General features: G+C 68.3%; 20 protein-coding genes. 11 read left to right on the top strand and 9 right to left on the bottom strand.

Annotated elements, in window-relative coordinates; translation table 11 throughout:
* Positions 1-47: 47 nt before the first annotated feature.
* The gene (locus tag FHU34_RS02335) at positions 48-803 is read right to left on the bottom strand and encodes an SDR family NAD(P)-dependent oxidoreductase (RefSeq protein ID WP_145778481.1); all 756 of its coding nucleotides are present in this window, start codon (positions 801-803) and stop codon (positions 48-50) included.
* Between the two features lie 280 nt (positions 804-1,083).
* Between FHU34_RS02335 and FHU34_RS02330 the strand changes: the two genes are divergently transcribed.
* From FHU34_RS02330 to FHU34_RS02295, 8 genes are all read left to right on the top strand, one after another.
* Positions 1,084-2,559, top strand: a complete 1,476-nt coding sequence (locus FHU34_RS02330; protein WP_145778480.1) for an MFS transporter — start codon at positions 1,084-1,086, stop codon at positions 2,557-2,559.
* Positions 2,560-2,732: 173 nt separating this feature from the next.
* Entirely contained in the window at positions 2,733-3,260 is a 528-nt protein-coding gene (locus FHU34_RS02325; protein ID WP_145778479.1) for a class I SAM-dependent methyltransferase, read from the top strand.
* 154 nt (positions 3,261-3,414) lie between these two features.
* Positions 3,415-3,750, top strand: a complete 336-nt coding sequence (locus FHU34_RS02320) for a hypothetical protein (RefSeq protein WP_145778478.1) — start codon at positions 3,415-3,417, stop codon at positions 3,748-3,750.
* A gap of 21 nt (positions 3,751-3,771) precedes the next feature.
* The gene (locus FHU34_RS02315) at positions 3,772-4,077 is read left to right on the top strand and encodes a pore-forming ESAT-6 family protein (RefSeq protein WP_145778477.1); all 306 of its coding nucleotides are present in this window, start codon (positions 3,772-3,774) and stop codon (positions 4,075-4,077) included.
* Positions 4,078-4,118: 41 nt separating this feature from the next.
* Entirely contained in the window at positions 4,119-4,478 is a 360-nt protein-coding gene (locus tag FHU34_RS02310; protein WP_145778476.1) for a DUF6507 family protein, read from the top strand.
* Positions 4,475-6,946 (top strand): YwqJ-related putative deaminase, encoded by a 2,472-nt coding sequence (locus FHU34_RS02305; protein WP_145778475.1) that lies wholly within the window; start codon positions 4,475-4,477, stop codon positions 6,944-6,946. Before FHU34_RS02310 ends, FHU34_RS02305 begins: the two co-directional genes overlap by 4 nt.
* Positions 6,946-7,287: a toxin-antitoxin system YwqK family antitoxin gene (locus tag FHU34_RS02300; protein WP_145778474.1), complete on the top strand. Its 342-nt coding sequence runs from the start codon at positions 6,946-6,948 to the stop codon at positions 7,285-7,287. Before FHU34_RS02305 ends, FHU34_RS02300 begins: the two co-directional genes overlap by 1 nt.
* A 119-nt stretch (positions 7,288-7,406) precedes the next feature.
* Positions 7,407-7,757 carry a toxin-antitoxin system YwqK family antitoxin gene (locus tag FHU34_RS02295; protein WP_145778473.1) on the top strand — a complete coding sequence of 117 codons (351 nt, stop codon included), beginning with the start codon at positions 7,407-7,409 and terminating at the stop codon, positions 7,755-7,757.
* A gap of 54 nt (positions 7,758-7,811) precedes the next feature.
* Here FHU34_RS02295 and FHU34_RS02290 read toward each other — a convergent pair whose 3' ends face one another.
* The 8 genes from FHU34_RS02290 to FHU34_RS02255 form a co-directional block, all read right to left on the bottom strand.
* Positions 7,812-8,789 (bottom strand): DUF6177 family protein, encoded by a 978-nt coding sequence (locus FHU34_RS02290; protein ID WP_145778472.1) that lies wholly within the window; start codon positions 8,787-8,789, stop codon positions 7,812-7,814.
* Positions 8,774-9,133, bottom strand: a complete 360-nt coding sequence (locus FHU34_RS02285; protein WP_145778471.1) for a hypothetical protein — start codon at positions 9,131-9,133, stop codon at positions 8,774-8,776. Before FHU34_RS02285 ends, FHU34_RS02290 begins: the two co-directional genes overlap by 16 nt.
* A complete protein-coding gene (gene eccCa, locus FHU34_RS02280; RefSeq protein ID WP_244311882.1) occupies positions 9,133-13,035 on the bottom strand; it encodes a type VII secretion protein EccCa in 3,903 nt (1,300 codons plus the stop codon). The genes FHU34_RS02285 and eccCa overlap by 1 nt, the downstream gene beginning before the upstream one ends.
* A 69-nt stretch (positions 13,036-13,104) precedes the next feature.
* On the bottom strand, positions 13,105-13,968 hold the full coding sequence (locus FHU34_RS02275; protein ID WP_208744906.1) for a MinD/ParA family ATP-binding protein: 864 nt from the start codon (positions 13,966-13,968) through the stop codon (positions 13,105-13,107).
* 187 nt (positions 13,969-14,155) lie between these two features.
* On the bottom strand, positions 14,156-15,484 hold the full coding sequence (gene eccD, locus FHU34_RS02270; protein WP_145778469.1) for a type VII secretion integral membrane protein EccD: 1,329 nt from the start codon (positions 15,482-15,484) through the stop codon (positions 14,156-14,158).
* Positions 15,481-15,735 carry a hypothetical protein gene (locus FHU34_RS02265; RefSeq protein ID WP_145778468.1) on the bottom strand — a complete coding sequence of 85 codons (255 nt, stop codon included), beginning with the start codon at positions 15,733-15,735 and terminating at the stop codon, positions 15,481-15,483. The genes eccD and FHU34_RS02265 overlap by 4 nt, the downstream gene beginning before the upstream one ends.
* A gap of 154 nt (positions 15,736-15,889) precedes the next feature.
* Positions 15,890-17,422, bottom strand: coding sequence for a non-reducing end alpha-L-arabinofuranosidase family hydrolase (locus tag FHU34_RS02260; RefSeq protein WP_145778467.1), 1,533 nt, complete (start codon positions 17,420-17,422; stop codon positions 15,890-15,892).
* Positions 17,423-17,816: 394 nt separating this feature from the next.
* Positions 17,817-18,392, bottom strand: coding sequence for a DUF3455 domain-containing protein (locus FHU34_RS02255; protein WP_145778466.1), 576 nt, complete (start codon positions 18,390-18,392; stop codon positions 17,817-17,819).
* 334 nt (positions 18,393-18,726) lie between these two features.
* On the opposite strand from FHU34_RS02255, the gene FHU34_RS02250 reads away from it, so the two are divergent.
* The 3 genes from FHU34_RS02250 to FHU34_RS02240 all read left to right on the top strand — a co-directional run bounded on the left by FHU34_RS02250 (position 18,727) and on the right by FHU34_RS02240 (position 21,488).
* On the top strand, positions 18,727-19,824 hold the full coding sequence (locus FHU34_RS02250; protein WP_167524746.1) for a low temperature requirement protein A: 1,098 nt from the start codon (positions 18,727-18,729) through the stop codon (positions 19,822-19,824).
* A gap of 268 nt (positions 19,825-20,092) precedes the next feature.
* Positions 20,093-20,278: a hypothetical protein gene (locus FHU34_RS02245; RefSeq protein ID WP_145778464.1), complete on the top strand. Its 186-nt coding sequence runs from the start codon at positions 20,093-20,095 to the stop codon at positions 20,276-20,278.
* A gap of 583 nt (positions 20,279-20,861) precedes the next feature.
* Positions 20,862-21,488: a DUF433 domain-containing protein gene (locus FHU34_RS02240; protein ID WP_145778463.1), complete on the top strand. Its 627-nt coding sequence runs from the start codon at positions 20,862-20,864 to the stop codon at positions 21,486-21,488.
* Positions 21,489-21,490: the final 2 nt, after the last annotated feature.

Genomic DNA, 21,490 nt, shown 5'->3' with positions numbered 1-21,490 from the left:
GGGGCGGTGGCCGCTCGAGCCACTGCCCCGGAGCGACCTTCGGCGCCTCAAGCGGTGAGGGCACCGTCGATGGCGATGGACGCACCGCTGATGAAGGTGGCCTCGTCGCTGAGCAGGAACGTGGTGAGCGCGGCGACCTCGTCGGAGGTGCCGGCCCGCCCGGTCGGCTGCGCCGACAGGTAGCGCTCAGCAATCTCCGGGGCCTGGTTGACGACGCCCTGCCAGAGCGGCGTGTCGATCAGGCCGGTGACCAGGGCGTTGACCCGTACACCGGAGCGCGCCACATCGTGGGCCGCCGAGCGGGTCAGCCCGATGACGCCGTGCTTCGCCGCGTTGTAGGCGGCCTGGGTCCCGTCACCCTTCACGCCGGAGACGGAGGCGTTGTTGACGATCGCGCCACCGCCGGAGGCGATGATTGCCGGCAGCTCGTACTTGAGGCCGTAGAACACGCTCGTCAGGTTGAGGGCGAGCGACAGGTGCCAGTCCTCGCTCTCGGTCGCGCGAACGCTGGCCATCGGGCCGCCGCCGGCGTTGTTGAACGCGCCGTCCAACCGCCCGAACTCCGACACCGCGGTGCCGACGAGCCGCGCCATCTCCTCCTCGACCGTCACGTCGGTCGGCACGAACAGGGCGCTGCTGCCCGCGCTCCTGATCTGCGCGGCCGCCTCCTCGCCCCGGTCCTTGTCCCGGGCGCCGATGACGACGTGGGCACCCTCTTTGGCCGCCCGCTGCGCGAACGCCAGGCCCATGCCCTGCGTACCGCCGGTCACGACCAGCACCTTCGAATCCAACCGTCCGGACATTCCGCTTCGCCTTCACTCGATGTGTTGAGCCCCGGCAGTCCGCAGGGCTTCGCGAGGGAACGCTAGTCATTTCTGGAACGGTCGACAAAGTAACAGTCCTCACAAGGCCGGAGTCAGGCCTTCTAGAATCCGGCTAAACCGGCCGACACCGTCGACACCCGAGCCCGTGCCGACCGCCGTGCGGCTGTAACCACAGGCACATTCTTTGGTGATCGTTCCATAAAATAGTTAGCTTTGGTGCGTCGTTCGAATACCTTCAAATAACTCCTAAGGGACAGTCATGCCTACACGTCACGCCGCTTCACAGTCGCAGCGATGGAGAGCCCTGCTGTTCATCTCCATCGCCCAACTGATGGTGGTGCTCGACGGCGCCGTCATGAACATCGCGCTTCCCTCCGCCCAGCAGGCGTTGCACTTCACGGACGGGAGCAGGCAGTGGGTGGTCACCGCGTACGGTCTGGCCTTCGGCGGCCTGCTGCTGGTCGGTGGCCGGATCGGCGACATGGTCGGGCGCAAGCGCATCTTCCTGATCGCACTTGGCGGTTTCGCCATCGCCTCGGCCATCGGCGGTTTGGCCGCCAACGCCGCGATGCTGTTGACCGCCCGAGCGCTGCAAGGCGTGTTCGCGGCCCTGCTCGCGCCAGCCGCACTCTCGTTGCTCTCCCTGTCCTTCACCCAACCGAGGGAACGCGCGAAGGCGTTCGGCGTGTTCAGCGCGGTCTCGATCGCCGGTGGGGCGGTCGGCCTGATCGTCGGCGGCCTGCTCACTCAATATCTGAACTGGCGTTTCGCGATGTTCGTGCTCGTTCCGATCGCGGTCATCGGGATCCTCGGCGCCAGTCGCACCGTCCACGACGACAGCGAGCGGCACCGCGCCCGTCTCGACATCCCCGGCGTCCTGCTGGCAAGCCTCGGGCTCGTCGGCCTGGTCTACGGATTCGGTGTCGCCGAGAGCCACGGTTGGTCGGCGGGCGTGACGATCGGGTCGTTCACCGCTGGCGTGCTGCTGCTGGCGACCTTCGTCGTGGTGCAGACCCGGGTCACGTCTCCGCTGCTGCCGCTGCGCGTCCTGACCGAACGCAACCGCGCCGCCGCGTACCTCTCGGTTGGTCTTGCCATCGTCAGCATGTTCGGGATGTTCCTCCTGCTGAGCTACTACTTCCAGCAGGTCAAGGGATGGTCGCCAGTCATGGCTGGTCTGGCCTTCATGCCGATGGCGGTGCCGCAGGCGGTCGGAGCCACGCAGATCGGTGCAAGACTCGCGCACCGGATGGCCCCTCGGCCGATCATGGTCGGTGGTTACCTCGTCACCGCGGTCGGCCTCGTGTTGCTCGCCCTGCTCCGCGCGGACAGCGGCTTCCTGGAGATCGCGTTCGCCGAAGCGGTGATCGGGCTCGGCATCGGCACCGCGTTCATGCCCGCGATGAGCATCTCCACCCACGGTGTCGAGCCACGGGACGCCGGTGTCGCCTCCGCGATGATCAGCTCCTCGCAGCAGGTCGGCGGCTCGATCGGCACGGCACTGCTGAACACCATCGCGACCAGTTCGGCCGCCACCTACCTGGTCTCGCACGGTGGCCCCGGGGCCCGGAACGAGTCGCTCATGCACGGCTACTCGGTCGCCTACTGGGTCGCCGTCGGGTTCGTGGTCGCGGCAGCTCTGGTGTCGGCGGTCATGGTGAACGCCGGCGCTTCGAAGCACGTCCCGGCCCTGGCGGACGATCTTCCGGACATCGCACCGGTGCCCGCGCACTGAACGGCGTTATCCCGCCACCGGTGACCGAGGACACGGTGCGCGGAACCGTCCGGCAGGGTGGAATCAGATGCGTGAGCAGAGCAAACACCACGAGTGAGGATGGGACGCACGCTCTGCCGAACCGCCGTCCGGCTTCCACCAGCGGTGACGATGCCCCCTCGTTGGAGGAACCGGTGCGAGAGAGCGCAGCGCACCGACAACGCTGGGCGGTCCAGACGATGGCCGTCGCACCCGACGATCAGGTGTTGGAGATCGGCTGCGGTCGAGGAGCAGCCGTCTCCCTGATCGCCGACCAGCTCAGGACCGGCCGGATCATCGCCGTCGATCGCTCGGCGACGATGGTGCGACTCGCCGTCGAACGGAACAAGCGCCACATCGACGCAGGTAGGGCCGAGATCCGATGTGCCGGATTCGAGTCGGCCGACCTCGCCGCCCACCGCTTCACCACGATTTTCGCGGTGAACGTCAGTCTTTTCTGGTTGGGCGACGCGACCCAGCACGTCGACCGGGTGCGGAGCCTGCTCGCGCCCGGTGGGCAGCTCTACGTCTTCGGCGAGCGGCCCAGCGCCGCACACGCCACCGCGAATCTCACCGCTACCGAGTCGCTGCTCCAAGCTCACGGCTTCGCGACAACCAGGTCGAGCGTCGTTCGCGGCAAGGGCCGCGTGCTCACCTGCGTCAGCGGCACACCGAGCGAGTAGGTCAGGGCGCGCCTCCCCATTGGGCGCTGTCATTTCTGGGACTTGAGCAACCGCCAAATTGATCTATCGTCCCCGGTGCATACCCGCCTGGGTTGCAGAGGTGTCGTAGCATTGACCGCGAACGTTATTCATCCCGGCTCGGGGAGGGAGCGGCATGAAGTTCGACATGGGGGCGCAGACTCTCGGCAGCCTCACGAAGCAGACTCAGGGGTCGTCAGATGATCTCGGGAGTCTGATCAAGCAGTTGATTGCCGCTGCCGAGCCGTTGCAGGGCAACTTCAACGGTGCGGGACGGGTGGCTTTCGACTCGTTCAAGGCTAACGCTGATTCGATCACCGCTGCGTTGAATTCTGCGTTGGGTGCGATTCTCGGCGGTCAGGGCGGAATGGATTCCGCGTTCGGTCAGGGTGACACCGAGATGGCCGACAACGCGTCGTCGGCGGCGGGGACCGCCAACTTCGACGCCGCCAGGTTCTCGAGCAGCCGCTGATCCCGGGGGAGTGGGCAGGTTATGAGCACGGACCGACGCAGTTTTGACGTGAGCACCTCGCAGCAGGTTCAGGGTGACCTCGCCGGGATCATCGCCCGGTTGGAGGCGGTGATCTCGCAGCGCAGCGCCGATGTCTCGGCGGCGATGGCGGACTTCCAGGCCGATGGTGTCTCGGAGGAGTACCGGACGGTCGAGGATCGGTGGAACCGCGCCGCAAGTGAGGTGCGCACGATCATCGATCTGGTCAAGACCACCATGGTGAAGAACGACGACACGGCTACGACCACGTTGGCCAAGGCGCGCACGGCGGTGCAGTCCATCGGCTGAGCCGGGCTTTTACTTACCAGTGTTGACGAGGGAGCACTAGCGTGAGCGCCTGGGATATCTCCCCCGGTGGAGTGCGTGATGTCCTGAATCGCACTCATGCCGCTGCCGCCCCGTTCGAGGGGCAGATGAAGAACTTCAACTCAGCGTTGGAGGGTTCTGCCGTCCAGTCGAGTTCGGAGATCGTCGGGCAGGCGCTTCAGGGCTTCGTGGAGTCGATTCGTAAGGACCTTGAGTTCGTGTTCACTCGCACGGGGGCGTGCATGAATGCGGCGGCGCAGGCGACGAACGCCTATGTCCAGGGCGATCTGGACATGGCAGCCAACGCGCAGCGCAGCGCCTCGGCGGCACCCGACCCGTCGGCCACGATGCCGGGCCCGGGCCGTCAGGCGGTGCCACGATGATCAATCCGGGTGAGATCCCGCAGATCCCGGGCAACATGGAGTTGTTGGCCACCCACGCACAGACGATCAAGACCACCGGCGTCGACTTCGCCAACACCGGCCAGGCGGTCGACACCACCTGGCAGGGGCTGGCTGCGGTCTACGAGGCGCCGGAGGCGGCGCAGTTGTTCGCTGCCTCCGGCCCGATCCGCACCGTGTCAGCGTCGGTCGGCGAGGACGTCCAGGCCGTCGGCACCGCCCTGGCCACGTACGCCAGCGAGGTCAAGGAGATCAAGGCCCAACTCGCCGCGCTCAAGGGTCAAGCCGAACAGTTCGTGGCCTCCACCAACGGCGACGAGGACTGGCGCGAGGACGAAGGCAAGGTCGACAAGCACAACGGGCTGATCTCTGCGGTGAACACGCAGGTCGCCGCGTTCTTCGAAGCGCAACGCAAGTGCGCCAACACCATCAACGCCCTCTACGGTGGCCGCCAGTACCGGGCCGACAACGCCGACGGCAAAGCCGAAGACGGCGAGTACGGGTTCGACGCCAACACCCTCAACGCGGCAGCCGGTGAGGACGGGGCGCTGCCCTGGGGCAGCACCGAGGAACACGACCGTGGCTTCCTCGGTGACGTCGGCGCGTTCTTCGGCGGCATCGGTGAAGGCTTCGTCACCATGCTCGAAGACCTCGGTGGGCTGATCGGCCGTGACCCGACCACCGGCGAATGGAGCTGGGGCACCGCCGGCCAGTCATGGTTGGGCCTCGGCAAGTTCGTCTGGGCGGTCTCCATCTACATCAACCCGGTCACCATCGTGATCGACCAGACCGTCGGCATGCCGTTCATGGAGAAACGCGAAGCCGGCAACCTCCTGCTCAACGCGGGTAAGACCATCATCGCCTACGACATGTGGGGTGAGGACAAGTCGAGGGCCGGTGGCCTCGCCGCGTTCAACATCGTCTCCGCGGTCGTCGGCACCAAGGGCGCCGCCTCCGGTCTGCGCGGCGCCGGCGCCGCCGTCAACGGCATCCGGGGCAGCGCAACGGCCGCCCGCATCAGCGCCGGACTGGTCCGCGCCGGCAACTGGCTCGACAACCTCCCCACCGTGGGCGAGGTCGCCATCAACTTCGCCAAGAAGTTCGACATTCAGATTCCGCAGCTCGGGCTGGTGCCCTCGATCGCGGGCGACGTGCCCACCACACGCGGCTTCGACGTCGAGATGCCGGGCGACCGCACCCCCAACACCATGAACATGGACGGCGGCAACAACCCCGCCGGCAACACACCCGGCGGCAACAACCTCCCCGGCGACACCCCACCCACCAGGAACCTTCCCGAAGAGACCCCACCAGCTGCCAGGAACCTGCCGGAGGACAGCACCCCGGGCAACGTCCCGGACGACACCACCCCGGGCAACGTCCCGGACGACACCACCCCGGGCAAAGACGTGGATGCCGACGACGGCCCCCGCAACGATGGCAGCAACGACTCGGATTCTGACGTCGATCCGGACGACAAGCCCGCAGAGAAGGCCAGCGACGAACGCGGCGACAGGACTGCGGACGACGAGCCCGTGTCGGGTGGACGGCCTGAGCCCGACAACGCGGGAGATTACAAGCCGCCGTCAGCGGGGGACCAGCGCGTGGAGAACCCACCGAACTTCCCCGAACCCGAGGACCCGGGCCCTGCTCCAAGAGTGACGGATCCGGAATACGCGCGAGACCCGAGCCGAGGCTCCATCGTCGATGAAATCGACGTGAATGACACCAGCCGAGTGACGACTCGAGACGGCATTATTACCGAAATCGATGGAAAGCCCGTCCGGGATTACATGGAAGACCTGTCACGGCAGCGTGCGACTGACGTACATGTCCCGGGGCGCGAACGAGGCGAGGGCCCAGTTTCCGCCACCGCCATCGATCTCCGCACAGGCAAGATCGCCGAAGGCGTCAATGGAACGGATCTTGACCTGATCGCGCCGAAGAATCTGCATCCGTTACTACGCGACAACTACCTGGACATGGCGGAGTGGAAACACCCGGTCATGCGATCGGAGACCGAAGCCGCGCAGACGCCGGTCCTCGATCCGGTGACCGGCAAGGCAGTCCGGAACGAGGCGGGCGATATCGTGTTCAAGGACGCGGTGCTGGATGGGCGGGCGCACTTCGACAATCCGCTACGTCACGCCGAGGTCAAGGCGACCAATGAGCTACTTTGGGAGCGCCAACGATTGCACGATGAGCAATGGAGACGCGAACACGGACCGGATTCAGAGCCACCGCCACTGGGCCGGGACGTCCTCGATGAAATGCGTTTCGACCCACGTTGGCTGGACGACGCACGTCACCATTCGCCCGGCGACCCGGCTCCAGCCTGCGGAAACTGCAACAGTATACTCCGGGGCGTTCCGAGCTACACCGGTCGCTACCAGTTCCCGCCTGGCGACTACCGGCGCATGGATACGTTCGAGCCTCCGTGGAGTGACTGATGCGCGTTGACGAGAAAGAGACCTACGTCGGTGACGACCTTCGGGTGATGCACGGTGATGAACCGTTCACCGGCGAGGTGGCAGCCATGGGCCCCGAGGGAAACATTGTCGAGCTCGCCACCTACTTCGACGGCGTTCCCCACGGACCTCAGATCATCTGGTATTCGAATGGCCAAAAAAAGCAGGAAGGCGTACGCGACTACGGTCGCAACGTCGGGGAATGGCGGCGGTGGCACAAGAATGGTCAGCTCGCCGAATGTACTGTTTTCGGCGACCACAACTTGCCGGCAAGCCGAAAGCGTTGGGACGATCAGGGGAATCTGACCGAGGAAGGCCCATAGCCTCGGAGGGCCTTCGTGGCCTCAGGGCTGCGGAGGCCGTCCGCAATCGCTTAGACCTAGCCGCGCTGCATGCACGAACATGGCCACCCTGGCAGCCAGTTCATCCCGGAGTAAGCACTGTGCGAGTCGACTACGACGACGTCGCGACCGAGGACGACCTTCGGGTGACCTACCAGGGCGAGCTGTTCACCGGCGAGGTGGTCGAGCGCTCGCCGCAGGGTCAGATCATCGCTCTCACCACGCACTTCAAGGGTATCGAGGACGGCCTCTCCGCCGAGTGGTACCCGACCGGCGAGCGTAAGGCTGAGGGCACCGCCCACTACGGCATGGCTGTCGGCGTCCACGAGGAGGGGCACCGCAACGGCAGCCCCGCCACCCGTGTCGAGTGCGACGAACAGGGCAAGATGCTGAGCCGCCAGCGCTGGGCCGAGGACGGCACTCCGATCGGAAGCCACGTCGTGCAGGGCTGAACACCCGATGCCGGACGGCAGGGGTCGCTGCCGTCCGGCGCACCCGTGGGGCGGTCAGCCGGCGCCCTGGCCGGCGGTGCTCAGGCCGTACCTGCGCAACACCGCAGTGAGGTTCTCGTACGGGGCGCCCGGCCCTCTGTCCACCCTGTACCACCACGCGCGTCGGGCACCCCGGCCGAGCGCCCGACCCGGGACCATCTCCGGCTCGGAGTCAAGCGCCTGTTCCTGACGGCCGACCAGGATGCCCAGCGGCAGGGCGGGGAGGCTCGGCGTGCTGGACCGTAGCCCGCCGGAGCGGCCTGGGTGCACGGTCACGATCATGCTGCGCACGGTCGTCGCCAACTTCTCGGCGAGTGCCTCGACCGTCTCCTCGTCGACCTCCGACAGCGGAGGGCCGGCGAGTCGGAGCTGTTCGCGGACGCCGACGTCGACCCGCTCGACCGTCAGGACCCCGAGCAGCGCCGAACGTTGCCTTCCGCCGACGATCGCCACGCTGGATGGTGCCGGCGCCCGCGTACGGCAGAACGAGGTGAGCTCGCGGCGCGACCACCGCTCGGTGACCGGCTCGGCGACGCCCCACCCGACCGGATCGTTGCCGGTGAGGGCGCGAACGGCGGCCTCGGTGCTGGCGCCGAGGTCCAGGGCCTCGGTGGCCGGGTGCAGCGTGACGATCTGGATCTCCAGACCGCCGGACCAGGGTACGGCGGTCGGCAGCGGACCACCGGCAGGCGACCCGTTGGACGCCGAGAAGCATCGGCCGTCCCAGTGCAGGGGCAACCCGGTGAGCCCGTCGCGGTACTGGTCGCCGGCGCGCACCACCCACTGCCCCTGTGCCTGCGCCAGCATCACTTCGAGCGGGTACGTGATGGAGCCGTCGGCCGGCGTGACGAGTTGGAGCAGTAGCCCGTTGCGGACCGCGTCGACGGCCGCTTCGGCGAGCCAGGGCGAGAGGCCGACCACCGCGCGGTTCTGGTGCAGGACGACGGCTCGGTCGGTGATCGTGTCGGTCGCGCCGGTCATCGGTTCGCCCATGTCAGTCCTCCCGTTATCGATACCAGCGCGGTGGTGAAGTTGCGGGTCAGCTCGGCGGCCTGCGGGTCGCCGTCCGGTGCCCGGCTCTCCACCCACCAGACTTTGCCGGCGAAGGAGTCGTCCAGCGTGACACCGAGCAACCGTTCCGCCTCCCCCGGCACCTGTACCAGCCGCGCGGTCTCGACGGTCAGCAACAACCGACCGTCGGTAGGGTCGAACAACTGCACCAACCCGGCCGAGTCCACAGTGTCCATCTTGAGGTCGGAACCGACAGCGACCAGGGCGCCGATCATCGTGGCGGCATCGGGCTCTGAGCGGCAGAGGGCCACCGTGTCGTACGTCATCAGTGCTCCTTGGTCTCGCCGAGGTACGCGGTCTGCGTCATGCGTGAGGGGTGACCTGGGCGGATGAGCTGGCCGCGCCCCACCGGCAGGACCGTTGGTCGGACCCCCGTGAACAGTTGCCCCTCCGTGCGGTCACCGGACATGAGCAGGCTCAGACAACCGGCCTCGCGCACGGCCAGTGGGAACGGCTCGAACAGGCCGCGCGAGGCGCCGGCCACCCGACGTGTCATCACGACGTGCAGCCCGGTGTCGCGCGCGGCCGCCACGTAGGGGACGAACGCGCCGAGCGGTTGGCTGGCCGACGCGGCGAGGATGTCGTAGTCGTCGATGAGCAGCACGATCCGTGGCCGCGCCGAATCGGACGGCTGCCGCGTCGCGAGTTCCTTGCACACCGCTGCCGACAACTGCTGGGCGAGCGTCGCGTTGGTGGCGTAACCACCGAGGTAGGTCTCGGGCACCACGTCGGCGAGCCCTCGCCGTGGATCGAACACGGCGAACACCAGCTCGTCGGAGGTGTACTGCCCCATCAACTCCTCGGCCACGAGCCGCAACAGGTTCGTCTTACCGGTACGGGGGTCGCCGAGGACGAGGAAGTGCTGGTCTTGACCGAAGAGGTCGAGCACGGCGGGGGTGAAGTCGCTCTCGAACCGGCCGAAGGGCACCACGCCGTGCCCGGCCGGCGTGTCGGCGAGGTCGGCCAGCGGGAGCACTGCGGGAAGCACCCGCACGGATGGCGGCAGGGGCCCCGACCACGATCCCCGTACCGATTCGGCCGCGGCGACCAGGCCGGCGTTCGCCGGATCCGGCTGACCGTCGAGGCGCGGCAGGGCGATCTGGGCGAACAGCTTACCGCTGGTCAGCGCCCGGCCGGCCTGGTCCGACGGGATGCCCCGGGCCAGCCTGCCGTCGATGCTGGACTCGGCGGGCTCGGTGAGCCGCAGCTCGATGCGGTTGGCGAAGGCGACCTGCTGGGCGGCGCGAACCTCGTTCCACCGCCGGGCGGTGCCGATCACGTGGATGCCGTAGCGGCCGCCTCTGGCGAGCAGGTCGTGCACCTTGGATTCGAGGCTTTCGAACTCGGTGTTGAGCTGGCCGTACCCGTCGATCAGCAGCACCACGTCGACACAGCCGACCTCCGCGCGTACGCGTTCGTCGGCAGCGCGGAGGTCGTCGATGGTGTCGAACTGGTGCTGGGTGTAGATCCGCTGGCGTTGCGCGAGCATGGCGTGCACCTCGTCGACGGTGCGGCGGATGCGCTCCCGGTCCTCCCGACCGGCGACGCCGCCGACGTGGGGCAACCCGACCAGGCCCGACAGTCCGTTGCCGAGCAGGTCGATGCAGTAGATGCCGACGTCGGTCGGACGGTAGGAGGTGGCCAGACCCAGCGCCAGGGTGCGCAGCGCTGTCGTCTTGCCGGTGCCGGGGCCACCGAGCACGAGTGCGTTGCCACCGCTGCTGGCCAGGTCGACCAGCCAGGGACCCTGCCACTGACGGGCCGGGTCGTCGAGGCGTCCGAGTGGTACCCGCAGCCCGGTCTCGGACTGCCCGGCGATGTCCAGCCGGAGCCCTTCGGGGGTGCTGCGGATCCCGCCGGCCACCTGGTCGAGGGTGAGGGCGGGCGGCAACGGCGGCAGCCAGATCGCCTGAACGCGCTGGTCACTCGTGGCCATCTGCTCGACCACCGTCGAGAGCAGCGTCGGGCCGGTGGTACGCCTGGTCGCCTTCGGTTCCTCGGGGATGTCGTCGGTGTCCCTGCGGACGGTCCCGAACACCGGCATCGGCTTCGCCATCGGGCCGACGATCGGGGCGAGTTCGGCGTCGGCGCCGTCGGTGAGCGGGCCGGACACGTAGGCGGCCTTGAACCGCTGGTAGATCGAGACGTCGACCTTCAGGTACCCGTTGCCGGGCAACGGAGGCAGCTGGAACGCGTCGACAGTGTCGAGAACGGTGCGGGACTCCATCTCGGTGAGGGTGCGCAGCCCGAGGCGGTAGGCCAGGTAATTTTCCAGGCCGCGCATCTTGCCCTGCTCGACCCGTTGGCTCGACAGCAGCAGGTGCACCCCGATGGACCTGCCGATCCGCCCGATTCGGAGGAACAGGTCGATGAACTCCGACTTGGCGGCGAGCAGTTCGCCGAACTCGTCGATGAGCACGAGCAGGTGCGGCAGCGGGGGCAGGGTGCTGCGCTCGCCCTGCACCGCGCGCAGCAGGTGGTACTCGACGATGTCGGTGACCTTGCCCGCGTCGGCCAGCAACTGCTGGCGGCGCTGCACCTCGCCGTCGAGGCTCGTGTACATCCGTTCCACCAGCGCGGCGTCGGCGACCAGGTTGGTGATCAGCCCGGACACGTGCGGCATCTCGGCGAACGGTGCGAACGTCGCACCACCCTTGTAGTCGACGAGCACCATCGCCAACCGGTCGGGCGGGTGGCTCGCGGCCAGGGCGAGGACGAGCGTCCGCAGCAACTCGCTCTTGCCCGACCCGGTGGCGCCGACACACAGCCCGTGCGGGCCCATCCCCAGCTGCGCGGATTCCTTCAGGTCTAGCAACACCGGACGTCCCACCGGGTCGACACCGATCGGTACGCGCAGGAAATCCCGCTCGCCCCTCGGCCGCCACAGCGTGGCCAGGTCCAGGTTCGTGGGATCGGACAGCCCCAGCAGATCCTGGAAGTCGGCCGGCGGGGTGCCGGTGCCGTCGTCGTACGAGTCGGCCGACAGTCGCAGCGGTGCGATCCCCCGGGCGAGGCCCTCCACCAGGGGCACCGGCACCTCGTCGACAGCGCCGACCACTGTCATCGGCGGCGACGCGGCGAGATCCTCCAGCACGAGCGAACCGCCGTCGATGGTGATCCGCCGGGAGATGTCACCGGGCTCGTGCAGCCGGTCGGCGAGCAGGTGGACCACTGTGACTCCGAGGCTCCCGAGACCCACGAACTGGTCGGGGCTGGCCAGCGCGCGGGCCACCTGGCCGTGGGCGTCGTCGATGACCAGCAGCCGCGACCGCGTACGGGCCTCGGCCCGTCCGGCGTTGTGGCGGAACGACTTGAGCGCGCTCGTGGCCCGCTCCTCCAGATCCCCGGCGAGGAGCTCGGCGAGTGTCTCGGGGGCGGTGACCAGCAGCGGGGTCGGGCCGCTCGGGCCGATCGAGGCGCGGTCGAGCAGGTGCGGCAGCCACCGCGCCCACCGCCAGGTCGTCGCCCGCTCCGGCGTGGTGACGATCGCGAGCGTCACGTCGTCCGGGGCGTGGAACGCGGCCACCTGGACGAGGATCGCGCTGGCGAGGGCGACCACCTCGTCGCGGTCCGGCGAGATCACGCTGACATCGCCGGCGCAGTCCAGGTCGACCCGGAGCGGCAGCCCCGGCGTCAGTTCGAAGCGGCGCATCAGCGACTGCGCCTCGTGACGCATGAAGGGGTCGAGCGGGTTCGTCGGTGTGCTCTGTTCGCGCAGTTGGATCGGCCGGACGGGTAGCGCGCCCATGCCCACCCGTACCCGCAGGAAGTCGATGTCCGCGCGGCGGCGCTCCCACAGGCGCGCCGGGCTGCGGATGACGTCGAGCAGCCGGCCGACCGGCGGGTCCAGCACCGTCGCCTGTTCCTGGAGGCGTTGCTCGTCCTCGCGGAGCTGCTCGCGTAGCTCTTCCAGGTAGTCCTGGTACCGCTCGCGCTGCACCCGGCGCTGCCGACCGGCCTTACCGAGCTGGGTGAGGTACATCGCCCCGGCGGCGGCCAGCGCGACGACCATGACGACCGCGCCCAGCGCCGCGAAGCCGGAGCCGCGCATGAACATCATCATGCTCATCGCCACGCCCGCGCCGGCCATCGGCAGCAGCGCCTGGAGCCCCACCGCGGATCGGCCGTCGGGGAGCTGGGGTGGCGCGTCCAGCACCAGTGGTTCCATGGTGGACACGGGCCTTGCGACCCGGGTTGGACGGTGCACCATACGCGTCGACATCAGGGCGTCCTCCGGTCACATCCGCCGGGCCGTGGCCAGCGCGAGGCCGGCCGCGCGGGTCGCCTCGACGAGCGTCGCCTCGCCGATCCGCGACGGTGTGATGAGCGCCCCGGCCGCCAGGTGACGGTCGTAGGGCAACACCACCACCGGTACGCCGGTGTTTTCGATCAGCTCGCGGGCAGCGTCGCCGAGGAGCGCGGTGCGCCCGTCGGGGTTACTGGTGCTCAGGACGACCACCACCCGTGCCAGCCACGCCCCGTACCCGCCGTCGACGATCCGGCGCAGCGCCTGGTAGGTGGCCCGGACCCCGTCCGGCGTCCCTGCGGCGACGAGCACCACCGAGTGGGCGTCGGCCATGGCCGCCGCCGCGGTACGGGACTCCAGGCCGGGCGGGCAGTCGACGACGGCGACAGCGAAGAGCCGCGACAGCGCCCGCGTCACCTCGCTGCACAGCGTCGGGTTCGAGGTGCCGCTCGGCAACACCCACAAACCCGTTCCGGTACGCGGAAGGAGCGGCTCAAGCGCGTGGAGGTCGCCGCCCCGGGCCGCTATCAGGTCGGGCGCCAACCGCTCCAGGGGCGGCTCGCCCGGCGCGCCGAGCCGCCAGGTCAGCGAGCCCTCGTATGGGTCGGCGTCGGCGACGAGCACCGGATCCGCTCGCCGCGTCGCGAAGACCGACGCCAACACCGCGGCCACCGTGGTCTTTCCCGCTCCACCGTGTACGGAGGCCACCGCGATGCGCCGGCCGGTGTGAACCGGCACCTGCACCTCGGCCGCGAGGTCGGCGAGCTCCCGGGTTGCCCGGCCACTTGTGAACATGCGGCTGGCGGTGCGCCAGAGTCGCCGCAGTGCCGGGTCGCCGGGAAGGATGCGCCGCACGAGTGACAGGTCGTCCCCCTCCGACCTCGCCAGCTCGCCGGGCGTCCGAGGTGTCGGAGCCGGTCGGGCCGGTGCCGACGCCGGGGTGGTCGAGCCTCCCCTCACCCGCCGCTGTGGTGGGTGCGGTCCGTGCCCCCCGGAATGGGTCGGCCCGGGAACCGGTGGAGCACTCATGCCACCGCCTCAATCAGAACGTGTTGAGTAGTCGCGAGTAGAGCCCGAACACTCCGACCGCAACGGGGACCAGTGCCATCACTGTCAGCGCCTCGACGCGGTCGGCGTATTGCCGGGCTCGGGCCAGAGCGTGCGGCGGCGGCCGGTAGGCCAGGATCACGAGAGTCACCGCGCAGAAGGCCAGCGCCACGAGCGCCGGGCCCCACCACATGCCGGGCGCATCCCGTGCCCAGCGCGTCAGCAGGCCGCCCGCGATCACCAGCGAAGCGGCCACCAGCCCCACAACCTCGACGGTCAGCGGGAACGCCCGCATCCGCAGCAGCAGAGCGGCGGCCACCAGCGCTGCCAACACCAGAGCCCAGGAGCCCGCTGCGGCGGCCAGGACGAGGCCGCCGAGCGCCGCCGACGTAGCCGTCGCCAGCGTCGCCACGGCCAGCCCACGGTGCGCGGCGTCGACTGCGGCCAACACCGCTACGCGGCTCACCAACTCGTCGTTGCTCCGCCGGTCGTCGAGGCGGGTGAGACCGGACGCGATCATCGCGATCCGGGGCAGCAGCCCCAGCAATCCCACGGAGACGATCGTCAGCACCGCCGCGACGCGCTCGGCGGGCACGGCGAACGCCAGGGGTACGCCCCAACCGGCCACCAGGGTCAGCAGCGTGCCGCCACCGAGGACGCCAGCACGGCGGTTGCCGGTCACCGCGCCCACGGCGAGCACGATGCAGCCGACGCCGATGGCCCAGAGCGCCCAGCGCAGGGTGCCCCCGCTCGTCAACGCGGGCACCATGGTCATCGTCATCGCGGCACCGCTGAGCAGGACCGCGATCCCAACGGCGCGCCTGCCCACCAGCCCGACGAGAAGGCCAGTCAACGCGACCACGCCCCCGACGATGCTGACCGCCACGGGCCCGAGTTGGGGGGCGGCGAGCACCGCCGCCAGGCTGGCGGCGACCAGGCAGACGGCGGTGGCGGTCCACATTCGTGGGGCGAGCCCCCATCGTCCGTGGCGCCGGGCAAGGTCGTCGCCGACCTCGTCGGCGACGTCGTGCACGATCGCCGCCGGTGGCGCTTCGGAGATCGGGTCGACCCGCAGCATCGCGCCATCGGGGACGGCCGCCTGTCGCAGGCTGCCGGCCGGATCGAGCACTGTGCCGTCGAGGGTGCTGATCTGGTAGCCACGGGAATCGTCCACCGGCTGGTGCCCGACCATGGCGACGATCTCGGGCAGCAGCAGGCCCAGCGGCTCGTCGGCCGGCAGCACGAGGTCGATGCGACGGCGTGCCCCGGCCAGGGTCACCCGGCTGAGTTGGCCTGCGGCGGCGGAAGGCTGCGTCTGGGTCATCGCGCCCCCTCCGACTGGGCCGGTGGTGGATTGCGGGCCTTCTGCTGGTCGGCGATCACGCCCTTGAGGAAGGACCAGCCCACACACCCCGCGCAGGCCACGGCCGCCAACACGAGCCCGATCCGCAACCAGCGGAACCCGTCGCCGGTGGCCCGGACGCGGCGCTGCCTGCCCCACAGCAGCAGCTCACGCATTCGGGCACGGCGGACCGCGACCGACTCGATGAGCTGGGTGTCGTATTCACGAGCCACGGCCCGATTCTATCCACGATCGCTAATCCACCGGGGTGACGATCGGGTGGTGGTGCCGCCCCCAACTGGTCGTTTCGTGGACGGGCCCGCGACGGGATTGTCCGTCGCGGGCCCACCTTCCATGGATCAGCGTCGCAGGGTCACTAGACCCGGCTCAGCGTTGCAGGGTCAGCAGACCCGGCCGGTACGGCAGCAGCCCGTAGTCGACGCCGTTGGAGCTGGGCGAACGACCCTGGTAGAGCAGTTGCAGGTTGCACGCGTTCACGGTCATGGTCTGGTCCGCGCTGGTCCGCAGCAGCTCACCGTGGCTGATGTCGTTGGTCCAGGTGGCGCCACTGTTGGCCTTACCCGCGAACGGGTTGCTCTCGGACGTGGCCTGCGGCGTCCACGAACCACCCAGGCTCGTGGCCGTGAACGACCGGAAGTACCGGCCCTGCGAACCGATCGCCTCGACGATCATCAGGTACTTGTTCAGACCCTGGAGCTTGTAGACCTGAACAGCCTCGAACAGGTTGTTCGTCGTGTCACTCATGATCGTCGTGTAGTTCGACCCAAAGCTGCCCGGGAAGTTCCCGATCGGCATGCTCGCCCGATAGATCTTGCCGTTGTCCCCGGCAAAGAACAGATACATGTTCTGGTCGTCGCCGATGACGGCCTGGTCGATCGGCCCCGTACCCGAACCGGTGATGCTGCCGCTGAACAGCGTCTGCGGCGACGACCAACCGTTCGGGTTGGTCGGGTCACTGGAGGTCCGGTACGAGAACGCCGGCCCACCCCACTGGTACGCCAGCACCCAGATGTTGCGCGGCGCGAAGTAGAACAGCGACGGCGCGACGGTTCCCGAGTTCATCGCGTTCTGGCTGGCCGAGCCCATCTGTGAGTAGTTCGAGAACAACCCGAAGTTCATCGAACCCCAGCTCGACCCGAAGTCGTGCGTGGTGGCGTAGACGAGCTGCTGGCCGTTGTACGGCGCGACGGTGAAGTCCTTCAGCGACACCCAACCGGACCTCGGCTGCGCCAACGCACCCGACGACGACCACCGGTACGTCGAGGGAAGGTCACACGTGCCGGTGGGCGGCGGCGTGGTGGTGGGGGGTGGGTTGCTCCCGCCGTCGACGCGGACGAGCTGCCACTGCTGGTTGGTGCCGTTCCAGTCGTCGTACTGCACGATGTTTCCACCGTCGGCGGTCGAGGCGCCCTGCACCTCCATGACCCGGTTGCTGTTGCGGTTGATCAACCGCACATAGCCGCTGTCCGAGTCGGCCAGCCGGAACTGCTGGTTGGTGCCGTTGTTGTCCGCCCACTGCACGATCGCGGCACCGTTGGCGGTCGAACGCTGGTAGACGTCGAGCACCTTGTTCGACAGCCGCGACTTCAGCCGGTAGTAACCACCACCGGAGTCCACGAACTGCCACTGCTGCTGGTTGCCGTTGTTGCGGGCCCACTGCGTGATCCGGGCACCGTCGTTCGTGGCCAGGTTGTAGACGTCCAGGGCCTTACCGCTGTTGCGGTTGACCAACACGTACCACGCGCTCGTGTCGACAGTCGCGGCAGCGGCGGGTGACTGCACCACCGCCACGGCGGCACCACCGACCATCACCGCCGCCGCGCCGGCGGCGAGGAGGCGGGGCAACCACCATCGCCGCCGCGGCGGCGCGATCGATGGAGACCTATCAAGGGCAGACATGATCCTCCTTCAGTGACCAAGTGCCGAACGGTCCGCCCGAGATGGGCACACCGCAACACGTGCCCGGGCGCATGCGTCGGAGGAGTTAGCGCTAACAAGCCGCCTACATGCCCTGGTGCACGCCTGATTCGAGGTCGACGAAGCAGGCCCGCCCGGCAAGCCGTCGTGTCGCCGTCCTTAGGCATCGACTGTGAGCGATAACATGGCGTTCGTCAAGACGTAACGTGCTGGGAACATCGATGGATGACACGACACTTCCCGTGACGCGATCCGTCGCTCGTGAGCAACGGCAGGCCACCACCCCGTAGAGCGGTTCGGGACGGTGCACGTTGGCGCTAACATCGACACCAGACCATGGCACGCGGCGTCCGCCCGGCCGCCGTGGAGGAGGGCGTTACCCCTTCGCGGCCCAGAAGACGTAGACCGCGCCGTACGGCACGGCAGCGGTCGCACCGTCGGTGCAGGGGCCGGCCGGGGCGACACCACCCGAGGTCAGCAGGCGGCTGATGTACGCGACGTTGCTGAGGGTGCCCTTGCCGGTGTGCGCGTCGACGGTCAGCAACAGCTCGGGGATCGTCCCCGGACGCGGGCTCTCCGCGGTCTTCTTCGCCGTGATCAACGAACCGTCCCGCTCGGACTGCCAGCTGGGGCCCTTGAAGTGGTGGACACGCCCGCCGGTACCGAACAGCTGGCCCTCCGGCACGGACGCGCCGGTGAACACGCCGCCGGCGCACGTGTAGGTCTGCGTTCCTCGGGTGACGACGTACGCGCCGACGGGGCGGGATCCCGCCGGCGGCCTGATCGTCGAGGCGATACGCGGTGTGTCGGCCCGGCTGGTGTCGGCGCTCACCGCCGGTACGGCGACCTCGGCGGCGGACGCCTGATTCGTCACCCCGCCGATCGCGGCCAGGACGCCGGCCAGGCCGACGACAGCGAGCGCGCGGACCCGGGAGCGCGATGTGTTCGGCATTCGATTCCTCCGTCTCCGGTGGGCGCACCCGCGCCCACTCCCTTTCGACAACGGACAGGATGCGTCGACCGATCAATATGTCGTCGGATTTGAACGACCATTCACCTGGTGGAGGTGCCGTCGGAAGCTCAGGCGCTGGTAACTCCCACCCGACTCGCTCGTTGGTCGCCGTGTGCCGTAGTCAGCAGCCTCAAGCGCCAAATGTCGGCTCGGGAATCGTCACGACCTCGGCGTGCAGCGTCAGCGGAAGGCACAGCGGAAGCGCTGACAGATGACGAGCACCGGCCCGACCGTGCCACGGCGCAACCCAAAGTCGTCGAATCGGGCGACGCTCATGGAGTTGTTCTTCGACGTCTTCTACGTCGCCATGTTCGCGCAGTTGTCGATGCAGCTGGCCCAACATCCCACCTGGAGCGGACTGGGGCAGAGACTCATCCTGCTGCTGGCCGCCTGGTGGACCTGGTCGGTCACGGCGGTCACCACCGAGTTCTACGATCCCGGGCTCCGGGTGATCCAGGGCGTGATCGCCAGCACGATGTTCGGCGTGAGCCTGATGGCGGTCGCCGTGCCGGGCGCCTACGACGGGCGGGGTCTCCTCTTCGCCAGCGCGTACGTCGGTCTGCACCTCGTACGGGGCATTCTGCTGATCGTCGCGCTGCGCCCACGGCGCGGGCACGCCCGGGAACAGCGGTTCCTCCTCTGGTTCGTCGTCTCCGGAGCCCTGTGGATCGCCGGCGGACTGGCCGGACCAAGCTGGCGCACCGGTTTGTGGGCCAGCGCGCTCGCGGTCGACTTCGCGGCTTCCGCGCTGCGCTACCCGACACCCGGGCGAGGCCGGGTACCACTCGACCAATACGCGCAGTTGAGCGTCCATTTCGGCGAGCGGTACCAACAGATCGCCATTCTGGCCCTCGGTGAGCTGACGCTGATGGCCACGCTGCAATTCGGCAGCTCGGTCTACACACCGGCCCGCACGGTCGCCTTCCTCGCCGCGATCGTCACCGCGCTGCTGTTCTGGCAGATCTACGTGCTGCAGAGCAACAAACTCGTCGACCGGTCGGCGCACAAGCACCCGCGCCACGCGGTGCGCCTCGCGCCGTACGTCTACGCCGTTCTGGTGACCGGAATCATCGCCACCTCCGCCGGGGTCGACCTCGTCCTCCACGACCCCCTCGGCAGCACCACGGCGAGCTGGGTAGTCCTCATCGTCGGCGGACCGGTCCTGTTCGTCGTCGGACGAATGGGCTCCGAGTACGTACTCCTGGGCCAACTCCCGCCGTCGCGACTGGCCTGGCTTGCACTGCTGGTCGGCTCGACACCGTTGTTGGTCATGCTCGCCCCGATCCTCGTCGTGGCTCTCGTCGGGTGCGTCCTGGTCGGCATCACGATCACCGACAGCCGCCGCATCCGACGCGAAGCCCCGGCGGGCTGACCCGCGAGGGTCACCGCCCGGCATGGCAGGAGTCAACGTCGCGTCCCCCGCCCCAAGATCCGCGCAACTTCCCGGATGCTGCTGCCTCCGACGTGCGGGAGACACCAACATCCCCGATGTTGCGCGGATCTTTGCGACGAGCACTCGACGGGCACCGCCTACCACCCGGCAGAACAGTCAGGAATGCACATGTCTGATTTCGTACGGACGTCAACAGCACGAAAATCGTCCAGTACAACTGGGGTGGCAGCGGGACGCTGAACGACCAGTGGTACCCGCAGTTCGTGCGGAAATCGGCCGGTTCGACTTCTACCAGTTCAAGAGCTGGCTGAACCCCGCGAAGTGCCTCAACGTGCAGGGCAGCACGACGTCGAACGGTTCCGACCTGATCCTCTACCCGTGCGCCACGACGACCAACGCCATCTTCTCCTGGGCGCCGGCAGTGCAGGCGTAGGTAGCGGTGTCGCTGTAGTGACCCCTGGCGTGTGAGTCCGAGAACGTATGCCACAGGTATGACTCGCACATGGCTCACATGAACACAGGGTGGATAGCCGACTGGCTATCCACCCTGTGTCATAACTCTGTGCGCCCGAAGGGACTCGAACCCCTAACCTTCTGATCCGTAGCCAGAAGGAGAGGGTGCCCATGACCTGCGGCTATGCGGATTTGTCCGGATCTAGGATGTAGCGGTGTCGACGGAAAGTGACGCTAGACCCCGTTTCCTTCCCCCACGGTGCCCCCCAGGGGGCACGGGGCAGATGCACCGATCAACTACGCCAACTGTTGCGGTTGCCGCCGATCAACACGCGCTTGCCTCGCCGCCTGGCGGACATCTAAGCCACCGGCGCGCGCCCCGCCACCGCCGGCGAAGGCTGCGAGGCACGGCGTAGGGACGTTCCCGGCGACAGTCCGCCGGCCCTACGCCCGGCGGCTGGCCTGAAGCGGTCGGCGCGTCCGGTTCGGCGCGGGGATGTGAGCTTGGCGGGGAAGTGCGATGATGCCAGCAAGAATTGCACTGGTACGGGAGGGGCGTTCGGGTGGCTTACTCATCCTCGTTGGCGGCCGCTCTCGGTGGCGTGAGCGAGGGGCAGCTCGTCCACTGGCGGCGTCAACCGAACCCAGTCCTCGTCCCCGAGTATGGCAGCCGGCCCCGCGTCAGCTACAGCTTCCGAGACCTGCTCGCGATCCGCACCGTCGCTCGGATCCGCACCCAGCTCTCGCTTCAAAAGATCCGCAAGGCGATCCAGAACGTCAGAAATCTGGACAACTTCGAGCATCTCTCCAACTACAAGCTCGTAGCTAAGGGGAACACAATCGTCTGGATCCAGTCCGAGGATCAGATGGTTGATGTACTCAAGCAGCCGGGCCAGCAAATCATCGCAACGATGCAGGACATCTTGGGTGAGTTCGTCGGCTGGACTGGCGAGACTGTAGTACCACTGGAGAATCCAAAGCCGGGCATCCGAATCAATGCTGGCGTCCTCCGCGGTTATCCCGTCATCGACAACACCCGGGTCCCCTACGACACCGTCGCCTCCCTGGTTGCCGACGGCCTCGACGCCACCTCGATCCGCTACTTCTATCCCTCGGTAACAGACATCGGCGTGAAGGGGGCTGTAGCCCTGGATCGGTACGTGAGCGAGTACCCACGCCGGGCTGCGTGAGC

Source organism: Micromonospora taraxaci (genome assembly GCF_007830095.1).
Classification (GTDB): Bacteria; Actinomycetota; Actinomycetes; order Mycobacteriales; family Micromonosporaceae; genus Micromonospora; species Micromonospora taraxaci.
The sequence above is the reverse complement of the archived record's forward strand: the minus strand, read 5'-3'. Positions and strand labels throughout refer to the sequence as shown.

What these genes read in the sequence shown, in the direction of transcription:
- FHU34_RS02250 (WP_167524746.1), top strand. Translation starts at nt 18,727, where the DNA reads ATGGAGTTGTTCTTCGACGTCTTCTACGTCGCCATGTTCGCGCAGTTG.
- FHU34_RS02320 (WP_145778478.1), top strand. Translation starts at nt 3,415, where the DNA reads ATGAAGTTCGACATGGGGGCGCAGACTCTCGGCAGCCTCACGAAGCAG.
- FHU34_RS02255 (WP_145778466.1), bottom strand. Translation starts at nt 18,392, where the DNA reads ATGCCGAACACATCGCGCTCCCGGGTCCGCGCGCTCGCTGTCGTCGGC.
- eccCa (WP_244311882.1), bottom strand. Translation starts at nt 13,035, where the DNA reads ATGGAACCACTGGTGCTGGACGCGCCACCCCAGCTCCCCGACGGCCGA.
- FHU34_RS02330 (WP_145778480.1), top strand. Translation starts at nt 1,084, where the DNA reads ATGCCTACACGTCACGCCGCTTCACAGTCGCAGCGATGGAGAGCCCTG.
- FHU34_RS02290 (WP_145778472.1), bottom strand. Translation starts at nt 8,789, where the DNA reads ATGGGCGAACCGATGACCGGCGCGACCGACACGATCACCGACCGAGCC.
- FHU34_RS02260 (WP_145778467.1), bottom strand. Translation starts at nt 17,422, where the DNA reads ATGTCTGCCCTTGATAGGTCTCCATCGATCGCGCCGCCGCGGCGGCGA.
- FHU34_RS02335 (WP_145778481.1), bottom strand. Translation starts at nt 803, where the DNA reads ATGTCCGGACGGTTGGATTCGAAGGTGCTGGTCGTGACCGGCGGTACG.
- FHU34_RS02315 (WP_145778477.1), top strand. Translation starts at nt 3,772, where the DNA reads ATGAGCACGGACCGACGCAGTTTTGACGTGAGCACCTCGCAGCAGGTT.
- FHU34_RS02285 (WP_145778471.1), bottom strand. Translation starts at nt 9,133, where the DNA reads ATGACGTACGACACGGTGGCCCTCTGCCGCTCAGAGCCCGATGCCGCC.
- FHU34_RS02300 (WP_145778474.1), top strand. Translation starts at nt 6,946, where the DNA reads ATGCGCGTTGACGAGAAAGAGACCTACGTCGGTGACGACCTTCGGGTG.
- eccD (WP_145778469.1), bottom strand. Translation starts at nt 15,484, where the DNA reads ATGACCCAGACGCAGCCTTCCGCCGCCGCAGGCCAACTCAGCCGGGTG.
- FHU34_RS02305 (WP_145778475.1), top strand. Translation starts at nt 4,475, where the DNA reads ATGATCAATCCGGGTGAGATCCCGCAGATCCCGGGCAACATGGAGTTG.